Below are 14,542 nucleotides of genomic sequence, written 5' to 3'. Positions count from 1 at the left end.
CGACATGAGCCACAGCCAGACAGCCGGCGGGCGCCGGCTGGACCGCAGACGCTTCCTCACCACGGCCGCCGTCGGCGGCGCCACCATCGTCGGCGCCTCCGCGCTCGGCGGCCTCGACGCCGAGGCCGCCTTCGCGGCGCCGACGCCCTCGCTGGACCCGGCGGTCTCCGCCGCGTTCGCGGAGGGCCGCGTCGTCGCCGTCAACCGGAGCGTGCTGGACGTCGCCGGCTCGCACGGGGAGCGGCACCTCGTCCAGCTGACCAACGCCACCAGCGTATGGAAGCTGCGCACCACCACCGCGGAGGCCATCGAGACCGGCGACGGCCTCTACGCCCGCGGGGTGACCATGCCCGACGGCACCATCGCGGCGGACGCGGTGTGGGTCAACATCGTGAACGTCTACTGCACCATCCGCGGCATCGCCAAGGACCGGGTGCACCTCGCCCACAACGACCACGAGCTGGTCGGCCGGGTCGTACCCGAGACCACCACCGCCTCCTACCAGGGCGGCGCGCTCACCTCCGACCTGTCGCGGATGCGGATCGGCCAGAGCGCGCAGGTACTCGGCGCCTGGCGGCCCGCGGACAACCACATCGACATCGCCCGCGTCGCGCTCGGGCACTGAGGGGCGGTGCCATGATCCCGCTCCTGTCCGACCTGGCGCCGCTGGTGTGCGGAGTGCTGTTGGCACTGACCGGCGCGGCCAAGCTGTTCGGCCGGCGCACCGCCCAACTGGCCGCGAACACCGTGCTGGTACGGGTACTCAACGACGGCCGGCGGGCCACGCTGGCGCTGCGGACCGTGGGCGGGGTCGAACTCGTCCTGGCCGCCGCGCTGTCGGCCGTACCCGCCGGTGCCGTTCCCGGTCTCGGCGCGGCCGTTCCCGGGCTGGCCACGGCGGCGCTCGGCCTCGGCTTCACCGGCTACCTGGCGTACGCCAGGGCGACCGCGCCCGAGTCGTCCTGCGGATGCAGCGCCCGCTCCGAAGGCCCCATCGGCGTACGGTCGTTCATCCGGGCCGGGCTCGTCGTGGCGGGCGGCCTGGTGGCGGCCGGCGCGGACACCGCCTGGTGGTCGACGCTCGCCGGGCGCCCCGGCGCCGGGGCGGTCCTGCTCCTGGCCGCGGCGGCACTGCTGCTTGCCGTCTCCTCGGACCTGGACCACCTGTGGCTGGTGCCGCTGCGCCGGGCCCGGCTGCGGGTGTTCGGCAGTCCGCTGCCGTCGGCGGGCGGTGAGCGCGTACCGGTCGACGCGACGGTGCAGTTGCTGGAGCGCTCCGTGGCCTGGGAGACCGCGCGCCCGGTGGTCCGCTCGGCGCTGCTCGACCACTGGGACGACGACGGCTGGCGGGTGCTGCGCTACGCCGGCGTGTACGCGGACGCCCGCGGTTCCCGTCCGGTGAGCGTGCTGTTCGCCCTGGACATCACGGCGGACATCACCTCCGCGCCCCAGCCGGCGATCCGCGTCTCCCTGGTCGACGAGGAGACGGAGGAGATCCTTCCGGCCGAGGCGCTTGCTCCCGTGCCCCGGCGTACGCCGCTGCCGATGGCCACCTGAGGCTGCGCCGCGGGGCCGCCGACGCGCCGTACGCCTGCGGCAGCGCGGGCGCACGGAGCGCGGGCCCTACGTCCGCCGAGGCGTCGAGTCCGTCGAGGCGTAGAGCCTGTCGGCGCGCCGCGACCCCGAATCCCTCAGGGCCCCCGAATCCGTCAAGGCCCCCAAATCCATCAAGCCCCCGATTCCATCGAGGCATCGAGGCATCGAGGCATCGACGTCAGGATGTCGCTGACATGACAGGGCGCCCATCTGGCCCTCACCCCTGGCGGACACGCGTAGACCTCGGGCACCATCTCACTGCACCACCTGCACAGCCGCCCCATAGGAAGCACGGCCCGACCGCAGGAAAGGTCCCCCATGAAGATCCGTTCCGCCCTCACGGCCCTCGCCCTCACCGTCGCCCCCGGGCTCGCCGTCCTCGCCGGCGCCGGGGACGCCCTGGCCGCCCAGGACGGTGCCCAGGTGGCCGCCGTCACCAAGATCTCCCACGCGACCGCCACCTCGATGTTCCGCTCGTCCGGCATCACCTGGTCGTCGTCCGGGAACTGCTCCGACCGCAACAACCCGACGTGTACGTCCTTCGAACAGCTCAACCTGGCCACCGCGCAGGGCGCCCAGACCCTCAAGGGTTCCTCCGGCTGCGGGCTGAACATCACCGGCGGCACGGAGACCGGGCACGCCAGCGGCACGTACTCGCACTGGAACGGCTACAAGCTCGACTACGGCAAGAACACCTGCATCACTAACTACATCAAGGGCAACTTCACCTACATCGGCCTCCGCGGCGACGGCGCACCCCAGTACCAGTCCGGCGCCGGCAACATCTACGCCGACGAGGGCAACCACTGGGACGTCCTCTACTACAACTGCGGCGGCTGCTAACCCACCCCCGGGCCCGCCCCAACAGGCGGGCCCAACCAGCTCCGGTGACCGACGGGCCATCAGCCCCCTGGAACGTCGAAGGTGACCCATTCCGTGATCCGGCGGAGCAGTGTGCGGTAGACGTCGCGGTGAGATGTCGCCGTGGTGCTCAGGGTGAGCAGGACCAGGCTCCTGCCATCGGGGGGCGGCACGTGGGCATAGATCTGGAGGAGCGGCAACTGCGGCAGACCCGAGCCTGGCCTCGGCGTGCGTAGCGTCTCGCTGAATGTGACCGGGCCACAGTCGAGTTCGTCGTACTCGATATTCCCATGGCCTTCAGCCGTGGTGACGGCCCTGGCCGCGGTGACACCTCGTGGGGCCCACGAGGTGTTCATCCAAGTGATCGTGAAAAAGGAGAGCAGAACGCCTCCGTCGTCACTTGCCGTGTCATCGCGGTGCAGTCCGAGCGAACAGTGGACCGTTCCTTCCGACCGCAAGGCGCAGAGCATCCGGTGAGCGGCCGTCAGGCTTGTGAAAAACCTCCGGCGCGTCGCCTCGTCCGGCACCGAGCAAAGGAGAGGCGCTATGACAGCACTCAGTTCTTGTGTCCCAAGTGAACCCGATGAAGCGAGAAGTGAAGTGACCGGCAGCGAGATGAATCCCGGAGGCATGGCGAACCAGATGCCGTCCTCTTCAACTCCCGCGCCGGGTGGGACGCAGAGATTCTGATCTGTTGCCGTCACGGATGCATCAGGATTTCGGTTGAGGTCCATGCTAAACGCGCGGGCGCGAGACACGGGCCACGTACGTGGCGCCGGCCCGGCAGGCACGCTCACTGTCGACGATGCCGACCTCCCATGCCTGAGGAGTGCGGCCGCTGTCGAAAACTGAGCGCTGATAGAGAAGATGGAGGCGTTTGGGAGCCTTGCCGTCCCTGGTCGGCGCCGCAACAACTGCAAGGAAGCGCGGATCACCGGCAAACCAGAGGGGTTCGATCTGAGCCCTGCGCCTGGGCTTGGCGCGAGGGCCGTCCATGCGTCGCAGCCACCAGTACGATCGCTGATGCCTGAGGAAAACCAAGGGAATCTTCTCCTCGACGTCGTCCGGGTTCCGGAACTCGAACCACATGCCGTCGTCTTGAGCGGCTGGATGCTTTCCGAGACCGCTCGGTACCCCTTCCAATGATTGCCAGGGGTACTCACGCAGGACGCGTCGCATACGGTCGGCCCAGCGGAAATACGTCAACTGGTTGCAGAATCGGTAGAAACCGTAGAGAAAAAACGGCATGAAGAGCCAAACGACCCAGTTCGGCGTGTGCATCGAAGCACCGAGCAACGTGATCCAACCCGCGGGCCATCCGATGAGCCCCACCACGTTGCCGGCCATGTGCTTCACCCAGGCGCGGCGGGTAGGGGCATGACCCCAAGCCTGGGTGCAGTCGGTGGAATTCATAGGAGTGTCGCCTTACGTTCGATCCAAGGTGATCAGCGTTACAGGCTCAGGGACGAAAGACCCGGCGAGCGAGATCGATTGTTTCTCCCACATTGACCGGCCCGAGAAAGTAGCCGTCCATCCCGGTACCGATGTTCGCCGTAGCCTCGTTGTTCAACGCGTCGAAGTTGCTCGCCGCCAGTCCGTAGGACGCAGTGGCGAAACCGGCCCAGGGAGCGGCGGCTTCGGTTGCCTCGACCGCCGGCCTCAGCCGTGGCGCCTTCTCCACGACCCATGTGGTGATCGGGTTGTGCAGCTCCGTGAACTCTCGCGCACTCGCCATCGTCTGGTCCCCCGCTGCGACGAGTCTCTGTCCGGCCGTGAGCGCCTCACCTGCTTCCCCGACCCCTCTCATCAGAACAGGTGTGCCCCTCGCGACGGCGCCCAGTCCGGGCAGCATCCCCAGGCCATCCGCGGTGACTGCGACCGCGTTGCTCCAGAAATCCGCATCGAATTCCTGGCGCCGAAAGCCGTCCCAGAGCGAGGCACGCACTGCCGGGTCGGCCAGTCTTCCCGCCGCGGCACCGGCGCTCAGGGCGGAGGCAGACAGCAGCAGTACGGCCGCGGCAGTGCCTCCGGTCGCCATGGTGAGGGCGACGATGCCGATAACGGCCGCCGTCCAGCTGAGGATGTCTGGGAGGTTGTCGGTTAGCCAGTTGAGGGTGGTTTGGAGGGGGCCTGGTTTTTGGGGGGCCAGGTTTTTGGTTGCTGCTTGGATCTTGGTGGCCCGGTGGCGGGCCTTCTCCTCGTGTTCCTCGGCGAGCCTCCGCGCCCGGCGGATGACGGCGTCCAGATCGGCCTCGGCATGCGCGACGGCCGCGTTCGCCTCACTCAGACTCTTTTGGGCGTCGTCATGGCCGGTGACGGTTTCCCTCTGCGCCCTGGACGCCCGGCCCCTCGCCTTGTCCAGGACGTCCCGGGCGTCCCGCGCCTCCGCGTCCATTCGGCCCGCCCGCCGCTGGAAGTCGTCGAGTTCACCCTCCCAGCGGACCAGTTGCCCGGCGGCCTTGCCGATCGAGCGCGCGGCGTTCCTCAGGCTGAGGGCCAGCGGTCCGGCCCGCAGTTCCTCCCGGAAGGCGACCGCCGCGTCCCCCTTCCAGTGGCTGCCGTCCATCAACTGCGTCACCAGGCCGTGCGTCTCCTCCAGTACCTCGGCGCACGAGGCCAGCTTCGTGTGGAGGTCACGCACGGAGTGGATGTCGCCGGGCACCGGGTCGAAACCGAGGTGGGGGTACGGGTTCGCCGTGGCGCCGTCAGCCCTGGTCACCGTACGGCCCCGCCCGTACCGCGCGCGCCCCTCCTCACCGCCGCTTCCAGCGCCTTGTCGACCTCCCGGTAACCCTCCTTGCTCGCGCCGATGATCCTCGCCAGGGACTCGGTCTGCTCGCCGATCCGCTCGGTGCCGTACTTCCAGTCCGCCTGGAAGTCCTCGCACGCGGCGTCGAGGTCATCGGTGCCGAGGCCGCTGACCGTCGCGCCGGCCAGCGCCCCGCGCAGGCCCTTCAGCGCATCGCTCGACTTGTTCAGCAGCCTCATGAAGTGCTTCAACTCGTCGCCGTCGACGGCCAGTCGGTCTGCCATGCGGTCCGCTCCCCTGGTGTGCCCTCGGACGAAGCGGAATCACGCTATCCGCCATCGCGGCACACCGGCCCGCCCGTTCCCCCGAGTGGCGGCAACGGGCCGGCTACGCCTTGACGGCGACGGGCCTCACCGGTTGACGGCCTGGATTTCCTGGACGACGACGTCCTGGGTGCCGCCGAACGTGCCCTCCCCAAGGTCACCGCCCGCGCCGCCGGTGCCGGTCCAGTGGATGTGCCAGGTGACGGTCGCCTTCAGCGGGTACGTGCCGTTGCCCGACGAACGCAGGTACTTCACTCCACACGGGGGTGTCCGGTCGGCCTTGCCCCTGGCGTACGGCTCGCCGATGCGTTGGCCGTTGATCTCACAGACGCCGGACGCGGGGTAGGTCACCGCGTCCGCGGTACCGGGGTCGATCCTCAGCGAGACCGGTTCCGCCGTGGTCGTGGCCGTGATGTCGAGGACCGGAACGGACGCGGTCACCGATACCGGCCTGAACGTGGCGTCGTCCAGCCAGGCCCAGGTGGGGAGGTTGACCTTCGTCGTGTCCGCGGGGGCCAGGTCCACCGTTGTGCTCGGCACCCGGATCTCGTTGTACGCCAACTCGGCAAGGAGCTCAGGTGTCACCGCGTTCTGGATGTCGGCCGGTGGGGGGTCGCCCTTGTCCACCCAGAAGTACGGCTCCTTGCACTTGTCCCAGCCCGGCGGGAAGTCCTTGTTGACGTACGAGTCCCACCAATAGCCCTCGCCGGCCTTGTCCTTGTTGAAGTCCGTGTAGGGGTGGCCCTCGACGTAGCGGTCGCGCTGCTGGGCGTCCCACTCGTACCCCGTCGAGTCGGCGGCCCAGATCGGCTCCAAGTACGCCTTGAGCTGATCGGGCGTGTACTTCGGCGCATACCAACAGGCAGGCGGGGCCCAGTTGGTGGTCGACGTCAGTGGCCCCACAGACTTCCCGACCCCGTTCTTGGAACGGTCGTAGACGATGACTCCGGCCTGGGAGCTGATGGTGTCGCCGTCAACACCACCCGACGTCTCCCCACTGGGCGCGGGCGCCTGGGCGCCACCGCCGATCTTGTTGTCGGCCATGGCAGGGCCGGCACCCACCACAACCGAGCCGAACAACGACAGCGCGGCCAGCGACCGTGCCGCGACGCTCAAGGCTGGCACTTGGCGCTCCCCCTCTGCGACATGAGCTTCTCGACGGCCCAGACACCCTTGTCGTTCTTCTTCAACTGGCTGCTGTAGAGGACGTAGCTGTTCTTGGTGACTGGGGTCTTGTCGACCTTCTTCGTCTTCAAATAGAGGTCGTACGCCTTACCTTGATCCTCGCAGTAGACGAGCGACGCCGTGCTGCCAGTGCTCACGTTCACCACGGGGTTGTAGTAGCGGTAGCTGCCCGTCGTACGGGCGTGTGCCTTGACGTACGCCTCAATGAACTGTTGCGTCTGAGCCGCTGCTTCGCCCTCGTAATAGAACCTGTAGGCGTTGTCGAGCGCGTTCTGGTTGACGATCGCCAGGTCGACCGCCTTGATGGACTGTTCGCTGTCCGACAGGACCGCGTCCTTGTCCGGGTCGCCCGTCTTCGGCCAGTCGAAGGTGTACGTCAGGTCCGACGGGAGGTCGATCTTCGGGCGGGCTGGGGGCGTTGACCGGGTGGGGGTTGGGGTCGTGGGGGTGGTGTCGGCGCCGGCGATCTTGTCGTTCGCCTTGGTGTCGTCGTCGTTGCCGCCGCACCCGGCGAGGAGCAGTGCGGCCGTTACTCCGGCGGCGGCTGTCGTGAGCAGGCGGGGGCGGCGGGTCACGGTGGGCTCCTGGTGGGGCGGGCGGGGTGGGCCGAGCAGCGGACACGGTAGCCGGATCGGGCGCGGGGACACCAGGCCGACATGGCGAGCCCCGCCCGCGCGGACTGCGCGAAGCAGGGCAAGGGGAGCCAATCGGCGCCGTCGGCAAGGGCGTTGATGACCGTTCCGTGACACGGCCGGCGCCGAGGGTGGCCGCGGCGGGCGGTCAGGTCGTGCGGCGCTTTGCGGAGCGCTTCGCGCCGTTGGGCCACAGCCTCGGGCTCCGCTTCGCCGCGAAGTCCTCGATCCACCCGAAGGCGAGGATCGCCAGCCCGATCAGCGGCCAGACCAGGAAGAACATCCACAGCATGTAGGTGGAGTCGAGCGCCGCGGTGGCCCGTTCGCTCTGCATGAACGGCAGGTTGTACGCCTGGTCGATGATCGGGAGAACGACGACAAAACCGAAGGCAGCGTCCAGGTGACCGGAAGCCCATGGCAGTCCGGCGGTCGCGAACAGCGCCGTCACGAGGTCGTCGCCCCTCCGCGCGTCCGTCAGTGCCGCCGCCCCGTTGGACTCGACGCCGAATCGGAGCGTTTCAGTCAATCTCACCGGAGATCAAGACACAGAACCCTCAAAGAATCTTCACAGTTGACGTGTCCGGGGTAAGCCGCCGTGTGATCCTTCGATCCGCGAGGGACCAAGACAGAGGAGCACCATGGTTCGCAGGTCCTCACGTACAAAGTGGTGGTCCAGACCAAGGCGCGTATCCGTGCTGCTGTCGTTGGCGATCGCCGCCGAAACAGCAACGATCGCCCTGACCACCGGCCAGGCGTTCGCTGTCGAGCACCGGCAGTCAGCGGCGGACGTCGCGGTTCAGATTCCGAGTAGTTGGGGCCTGAGCCCGAGCTCTGTCAACGCATACAGCGGAGACCGCTTCACCACCCGAGGTACGCCCACCCTGTGGGCCAAGGCTGTCGGCAGTAATGGCGGCACCTACAAGGCCGAGTTCGAGCTGACGGCCGATCCCGCCATCGGGGACACGACCTACTCCTACACGGGCATGTCAGCAAGCACTGCCTCCGGTGTGAACGCGCTGCTCTCCGTTCCCTCGGACAAGGCACTGCCGGACGGCAAGCACTTGCGGCTCCGGGTGCGTGCCTACGACGGCACGGCCTACAGCAGCTGGACCGGGTACTCCGTCTTCGCGGTCGACACCACCCTGCCCGCCGCGCCGGGTGTCAGTTGCGCCGGGTACACAGAGGGCGACTGGAACGCTCCTCTGCTGAACGGGGCCACCTGTACGTTCACCACTTCCGCCGCCGACGGCCAGGGCTACGTCTGGGGCCTGGACGACCCGAACACGCCGGAACGGCTGGACGACGAGACCACCGGGACCGGTGGTGCCACCAAGTCCGTCACCGTGACCGCCGACCGCGGCTGGCACACCCTTTACGTGCGGACCGTCGACAAGGCCGGAAACCACTCGGCGAAGGCCACCGCCTACAGCTTCGGCGTCGGCAGCGACGGCGTCGCCCTGATGTCGCCCGCGGACGGACAGCGCTCCGCGCGCCGCGTCCCGCTCGCGGCCGTCGGCAAATCGACCTACACCGGCGCTGTCTACGAGTACCGGCGCGGCGAGACCGACACGTGGAAGACGATCCCGTCGTCCGACGTCACGGTCGCCTCCAGCGGCGCCGCCGTCACCTGGCCCGTGCCGGTCACCAGCGGCAAGCCCCCGACACTGGCCTGGAAGGCCACCGACACCCTGAGCACGGACGGACCGGTCGAAGTACGGGCCAAGTTCAGCAACAGCACCACGAGCGGCTACAGCCAGACCGTCGCCGTCACGGTGGACCGTATCGCGGGTGACGCCCCCGGGGAGGAGGTCGGCCCCGGCACGGTGAATCTGCTGACGGGCGACTACTCCCTTTCCGCCGGTGACGTCTCGCTGTTCGGGTTGAGCGTCTCCCGCACCGCGTCGTCGCGCCGCCCGGACGAGGGCGCCCAGCAGGAGGGTCAGGTCCCGATCTTCGGCCCTGAGTGGGTGTCCGGTGTCGTCGCCGAGAAGAGCGGCTCGACCTGGAAATACCTGCAGCGGACGTCCGGCGCCTCCGTGGCGGTCGTCGATGCCGACGGCACGGCGACCGGGTTCACCGCGACCTCGGACGGCGGCTGGTCCCCGGAGACCGGATCGGGTTCCCTGGCCCTTACGGGCTCGCTGACCGGCACGTTCACGCTGTCGGAGACCAACGGCACCGTGACGACCTTCGCGAAGGCGGACAGTTCTTCTTCGGCCTGGAACGTGACCACCGCATCCCTGCCGACCGAGGATTCCGCCACGACCACCGTCTCGGAGACGGTGACCAGCGGTGGCACGACTCTGGCCCGCCCCAAGTACCTGATCGCGCCGACCGGTGCGGTCTCCGCCGCCACCTGCAAGGCGACCCCGTCCGCGCAAGGCTGCCGGGTCCTGGAGTTCGTCTACGCGACGTCCACCACGGCCACGTCCTCGGCGCTCGGCGACTACACGGGCCGCGTCTCACAGATCAAGCTGTGGGCCACCGCCCCCGGCGAGACCGCATCGACCGCGACCATTGTCGTCAAGTACCTCTACGACAACTCGGGCCGACTGCGTGAGGCATGGGACGCGCGACTGAGCGCCCCGCTGAAGACCGCGTACAGCTACGACAGCGCCGGGCGCGTCACCACCCTCACCCCGCCCGGAGAGCTGCCGTGGACCTTCGAGTACGGCAAGGCCGGCAGCAGCGCCACGGCCGGCGCGGGCATGCTCCTGTCCGTATCCCGCTCCACGCTGGCTCCGGGCACCACGTCGACAGTGAACGGAACGGCGAAGACCAGCCTCGTGTACGACGTACCGCTCGGCGGAAGCGGGGCGCCCTATGCGATGGCGCCCGGTGACACCGAAGCGTGGGGTCAGCGCCAGAGCCCGGCGGACGCCACGGCCATTTTCCCCGCCGACCAGGTGCCCTCGTCCCACGACGGCGGCTCCCTGTCCTCCGGCGACTACAAGCGCGCGACCATCGTGTACCTGGACGAATCCGGACGTGAGGTCGACACGGCCGAGCCCGGCGGGAACATCGGCACCACCCAGTACGACCGCTTCGGCAACGTCGTCCGCAAGCTCACCCCGGCCAACCGCTCCCTCGCGCTCGGCCTGACCCCGGCCGACGAGAAGGAACTCGCCGAACTGGGCATCACCGGGCTCAGCAATGAGCAGCGCGCAGAACTGCTCTCGTCGTACAACTACTACAGCGACAACGGCCTGCGTCTGCTGGAGGAGTTCGGTCCGCTGCACCGTGTGGAGCTGACGAAGGACTTCCAGAACGGCACCAAGGTCCTTCTCCCGGCGGGTACCACCGTGTCGGCCCGCTCCTGGAAGGTCAACGAGTACGACAAGGGGCGTCCCACCGACGGTTCCGCCAAGGTCAAGGACCAGCTCACCATCGTCACCTCCGGCCTGCGCGTCGACGGCTACGACTCGATCCTGGCCGACAAGCGGGCCACCGTCACCCAGTACGACTGGGCCAAGGGCCTGCCCACTCTCGTGACCGAGGACGCCGGCGGGCTGGCACTGAACACCAACAAGGGCTACGACTCCAGTGGCCGGGTCACCGGTGTCATTCTGCCGGGCGGCAACGGCAATGACGCGTCCAGCAAGGTCTACTCGTACTGGAAGGCGACCGGCACCGGATCCTGCCAGGGCCACCCCGAGTGGGAGGGTCTGCTGTGCTGGATGGGTCCGGCCGGTGACATCACCGGGGGCGGGAGCAACCCGAAGACCTCGGTCGACTCCACCATCACGTACGACCTGTTCGGCCAGGCGCTGAAGACGGTCGACACCTCCGGCAACAGCTACCGGACCACCACTCGCACCTATGACGCGGCGGGCCGCCTGGCCACCTCCCAGGTCACCGGCAACCTCGGCCGGTCCGTGCCCGCGATCACCAACACCTACGACGCCGACACGGGCCAACTGGTGAAGACCACGTCGTCCGACGGCGGGACCATCACCCGCGGCTACGACAAGCTCGGCCGTCTCATCTCCTACACCGACGCCGACGGTGGCACGACCACCACGCAGTATGACGACCTGAACCGGCCGGTGAAGAGCACGGACACCGCGCCGTCCACCACCACCTTCACCTACGACACCTCCGTGGACCCGCGTGGCCTGGTGACCAAGCTGGCCGACTCCGTGGCGGGCTCCTTCACGGCGGCCTATGACGCGGACGGCGCGCTCACCAGCGAGAAACTGCCCGGTGGCTACACGCTCGACCAGGCCGGCGACCCGACCGGCGCGCTCACCAAGCGCACCTATACCCGGGACAGCGACAGCACGTCCGTGTTCGCCGAGTCCGTCGTCCGCTCCGTCCATGAGCAGGTCACCAGCCGGGCCTCCAACACCACGGGCACACAGCACTACGCTTACGACGGTGCGGGCCGACTGAACACGGTCAACGACACCAGCAACGACGGGGTGTGCACCACGCGCACCTACACGCTGGACAAGCGGGCCAACCGTGTGGCCCAGGCCACCGCCTCCGCTGCCGCGTACGCCGCCTGCCCGTCCACCGGGTCGGGCACCACGCACGCCTATGACAGCGGAGACCGGTTGGTCGACTCCGGTTACGTCTATGACGACTTCGGCCGCACCACCAGCCTGCCCGGATCCACGATCGACTATTACTCGACTGACCTGGTCCACCAGCAGACGACCGGCACCAAGCGCCAGACCTGGACCTTGGACTCCGCCTATCGGTTCCGCTCCTGGACCGAGGAGTCGCAGTCCTCGGGCACCTGGTCGACCACCGCCACCAAGGTGAACCACTACGCAAGCGAGGGCGACTCGCCCAAGTGGACCGTCGAGGGCTCCAGCGGCGATCTCACCCGCAACGTCCTGGGGATCGGCGTCGGACTGGCGGCGACCACCGGCAAGTCGGGGGACGTGAAGCTCCAGTTCACCACCATCCACGGTGACGTCGGCATGGTGCAACCGCTGACGGCCGGTGCCACGGCGACGGTCCTCAATACGGACGAGTACGGCAGCGTCACCTCCGGTTCGGTGGCACGCTACGGCTGGCTGGGCGGCTACCAGCGCTCGGCGGAGACTCCCTCCGGGCTGCTCCTCATGGGCGTCCGGCTCTACAACACCCAGACCGGCCGCTTCCTGTCCACCGACCCGGTGTTCGGAGGCAGTTCCAACGCCTACGAATACTGCTCGGGCGACCCGGTCAACTGCCTGGATCTGGACGGACGCAGCAAGCACAACTACAACGGCCACAAGTGGCACTGGTGGGGCCTGGAGATCAATATGACCAACAACCGGGCTTCCCACGCGGTGCACGTGCTCAACAGGCACGCTGCTGTGGGAGCAGCGGTGACGGCGATCCTGGGGTACCTGCCGGGCGGTCAGCTGTTGGCCGTGATCGCCGGCTGCATCTCCGCGTACTACTGGTACGTCTCGGACCTCATCAGTGAGTACCTACGGCCGAAACGAGGAGTCCGTCTGAAGATCTACTTCGGCTTCCCCAAGGCCCAAACCCAGTGACACAGGATTGCGAGTGACATCATGGCCCCACTGTTGATCGTGGTGAGCGTGGCCACCACCGTCCCTGGGCTGGCCGCCTTGCTCTTCGCCTGGTTGCCTTTCTGGCTGTCCGGTTACGTCGAGCATCCCAGGCTCTGGGGGCTCGGCATGCTGGGCTTCGGGCTCTTCGTCACCACACAGATAGCGTCGCTGCGTGCCCACATCGAGGGCATGGGGTGGGCCGCGCCGGCTCTCCGGTACGGCGTGCTCATCGTGGGACTGGTCGCCCTGGGCCTGTCCGGGGGCCGGTTGATCCGACGATGATGTCGCCTCGCCCGATCCGGCTGACCTGATCGGCTGCCGGGGCCGGCTCCCTCCACGGGACCGGCCCCGGTCGTTTCTATCCGCGGTGCGCGCCCGCACGAGGCTTGCCCCGGCTGCCGGACGAACCGTCCGGCCACAGTTGTGGCTTGCGTTGTGCCGCCACGTCCTCCATCCAGCCGAACCAGACGATGCAACTCCCGATCAACACCCAGGTGATGGCCAGCACCGGCCACGGGCTCTCCAACAGCCAGGAGAAGTGCTGCCACATCACGTCGACGTCCCATAGCTGGTCCCACAGGGTGGCGGCGACGAGAATGCACAAGTTGTGCCAGAGGTAGATCGTCACTGCACGGGAGTTGAGCAGGGTGATCAGTCGGTCGAAGGGGCGCAGCCAGCGGGGCCACTCCGACCAGGACGGGCTGATGTGCAGCAGAATCAGCACCGTCGCGAAGGACCAGAGGGACTGGGCGAACGGAATGTCGTCCAGATCGTGGCCCTCCTTGAAACCGTGCGACAGCGCATACCACAGACCCAGATATGCGATCACCGGAGTCACGGAGGGGACGACATAGCGGGGGATGCGCTTCAGCACACCTTCCTGGTGCGCCATGCCCAGGATCCAGCAGGCACCGAACGTGCTGAAGTCGGTGAGAGCGGAAGGGATGCGCTCACCGGGCAGATTCAGGTAGCCGAACTCGAAGGCTGCCGACAGAGCGATCGGTGACAGGATCGTGGCCCAGGGCAGCGCGCGCAGGGCCTTCAGGATGAACGGGGACAGCAGGACGTACCAAAGGTAGGCGCGGATATACCACAGCGGTCCGGCGAGTTCGGAAGCCCAGTCGTCGCCGAGGATGCCGTGGATCCCGTGCAGACCCTCGGCGTACGGAGGATCGCTCAACGGAACGATCCAGAAGGCGAGATGGAGCCACCACCAGCCGGGGTGTCCGTCGCTGCTCGGACTCCAGCCTTGCAGCACCATGCCGCTCACGCCGATCGCGCCGAGCAGCCACAGTGGCGGCAGAAGGCGACGCATCCGGCTGCGTACGACCTGCAGTGGTGGACGCTTGAGAGAGCGGGCCATGAGGTTGCCCGCGAGGGCGAACATCACGCCCATGGACGGGAAGACCACCGGTAGCCAGGCCCAGCCCATCAGGTGATAGAAGACGACGCGGAACAGTGCGACCGCCCGCAGCAGGTCGAAGTAGCGGTCACGGATGGGCGTGCGACGGGGCTGCTCCGCCGGTGTCGACTGAGTGTGGTCGGCCGTCCCGGACGACAGGATGGGTGCGGTCACGTGCGGGGTTTCCTCAGTTGTCGACGTCCAGGAGGGCGATGTCAGGGAGTTCATCGGAAGTGGCGTCAGCCGTGAAGGTCTGGTCGGCGGCTCATAGGGCGGGTTCG

At 68.1% G+C, this 14,542-nt stretch carries 12 protein-coding genes and 1 pseudogene; 5 read left to right on the top strand and 8 right to left on the bottom strand.

The genetic code is table 11. The annotated features are described in order from the left end of the window. The first annotated feature begins 4 nt into the window (after nucleotides 1-4). From AC27LF_RS34280 to AC27LF_RS34270, 3 genes are all read left to right on the top strand, one after another. Entirely contained in the window at nucleotides 5-625 is a 621-nt protein-coding gene (locus AC27LF_RS34280) for a cell wall protein (protein WP_479660345.1), read from the top strand. Between the two features lie 11 nt (nucleotides 626-636). Further along, nucleotides 637-1,557, top strand: a complete 921-nt coding sequence (locus tag AC27LF_RS34275; RefSeq protein WP_479660341.1) for a MauE/DoxX family redox-associated membrane protein — start codon at nucleotides 637-639, stop codon at nucleotides 1,555-1,557. 357 nt (nucleotides 1,558-1,914) lie between these two features. Further along, entirely contained in the window at nucleotides 1,915-2,439 is a 525-nt protein-coding gene (locus tag AC27LF_RS34270) for a hypothetical protein (protein WP_479660340.1), read from the top strand. Nucleotides 2,440-2,498: 59 nt separating this feature from the next. Here the strand turns inward: AC27LF_RS34270 and AC27LF_RS34265 are convergent, their stop codons facing one another. The 7 genes and pseudogenes from AC27LF_RS34265 to AC27LF_RS34235 all read right to left on the bottom strand — a co-directional run. Beyond that, the gene (locus AC27LF_RS34265; RefSeq protein WP_479660339.1) at nucleotides 2,499-3,161 is read right to left on the bottom strand and encodes a hypothetical protein; all 663 of its coding nucleotides are present in this window, start codon (nucleotides 3,159-3,161) and stop codon (nucleotides 2,499-2,501) included. A gap of 31 nt (nucleotides 3,162-3,192) precedes the next feature. Continuing rightward, the gene (locus AC27LF_RS34260; RefSeq protein WP_479660338.1) at nucleotides 3,193-3,870 is read right to left on the bottom strand and encodes a hypothetical protein; all 678 of its coding nucleotides are present in this window, start codon (nucleotides 3,868-3,870) and stop codon (nucleotides 3,193-3,195) included. A 46-nt stretch (nucleotides 3,871-3,916) separates the two neighbouring features. Next, nucleotides 3,917-5,119, bottom strand: coding sequence for a hypothetical protein (locus AC27LF_RS34255; RefSeq protein WP_479660337.1), 1,203 nt, complete (start codon nucleotides 5,117-5,119; stop codon nucleotides 3,917-3,919). Between the two features lie 53 nt (nucleotides 5,120-5,172). After that, nucleotides 5,173-5,490 carry a hypothetical protein gene (locus AC27LF_RS34250; RefSeq protein WP_479660336.1) on the bottom strand — a complete coding sequence of 106 codons (318 nt, stop codon included), beginning with the start codon at nucleotides 5,488-5,490 and terminating at the stop codon, nucleotides 5,173-5,175. Nucleotides 5,491-5,616: 126 nt separating this feature from the next. After that, a complete protein-coding gene (locus AC27LF_RS34245; protein WP_479660335.1) occupies nucleotides 5,617-6,654 on the bottom strand; it encodes a hypothetical protein in 1,038 nt (345 codons plus the stop codon). After that, the gene (locus tag AC27LF_RS34240; RefSeq protein WP_479660334.1) at nucleotides 6,642-7,289 is read right to left on the bottom strand and encodes a hypothetical protein; all 648 of its coding nucleotides are present in this window, start codon (nucleotides 7,287-7,289) and stop codon (nucleotides 6,642-6,644) included. Before AC27LF_RS34240 ends, AC27LF_RS34245 begins: the two co-directional genes overlap by 13 nt. A 205-nt stretch (nucleotides 7,290-7,494) precedes the next feature. After that, nucleotides 7,495-7,725, bottom strand: a pseudogene (locus tag AC27LF_RS34235) (acyltransferase family protein); the annotation flags it as partial. A 313-nt stretch (nucleotides 7,726-8,038) separates the two neighbouring features. Here AC27LF_RS34235 and AC27LF_RS34230 point away from each other — a divergent pair. Further along, nucleotides 8,039-12,838: an RHS repeat-associated core domain-containing protein gene (locus AC27LF_RS34230; protein ID WP_479660333.1), complete on the top strand. Its 4,800-nt coding sequence runs from the start codon at nucleotides 8,039-8,041 to the stop codon at nucleotides 12,836-12,838. Between the two features lie 21 nt (nucleotides 12,839-12,859). Further along, nucleotides 12,860-13,141 carry a hypothetical protein gene (locus AC27LF_RS34225; RefSeq protein WP_479660332.1) on the top strand — a complete coding sequence of 94 codons (282 nt, stop codon included), beginning with the start codon at nucleotides 12,860-12,862 and terminating at the stop codon, nucleotides 13,139-13,141. 76 nt (nucleotides 13,142-13,217) lie between these two features. Here AC27LF_RS34225 and AC27LF_RS34220 read toward each other — a convergent pair whose 3' ends face one another. Continuing rightward, nucleotides 13,218-14,435 carry an acyltransferase family protein gene (locus tag AC27LF_RS34220; protein WP_479660331.1) on the bottom strand — a complete coding sequence of 406 codons (1,218 nt, stop codon included), beginning with the start codon at nucleotides 14,433-14,435 and terminating at the stop codon, nucleotides 13,218-13,220. Nucleotides 14,436-14,542: the final 107 nt, after the last annotated feature.

The sequence above is a fragment of the Streptomyces diversicolor genome, assembly GCF_057537855.1.
The sequence above is the reverse complement of the archived record's forward strand: the minus strand, read 5'-3'. Positions and strand labels throughout refer to the sequence as shown.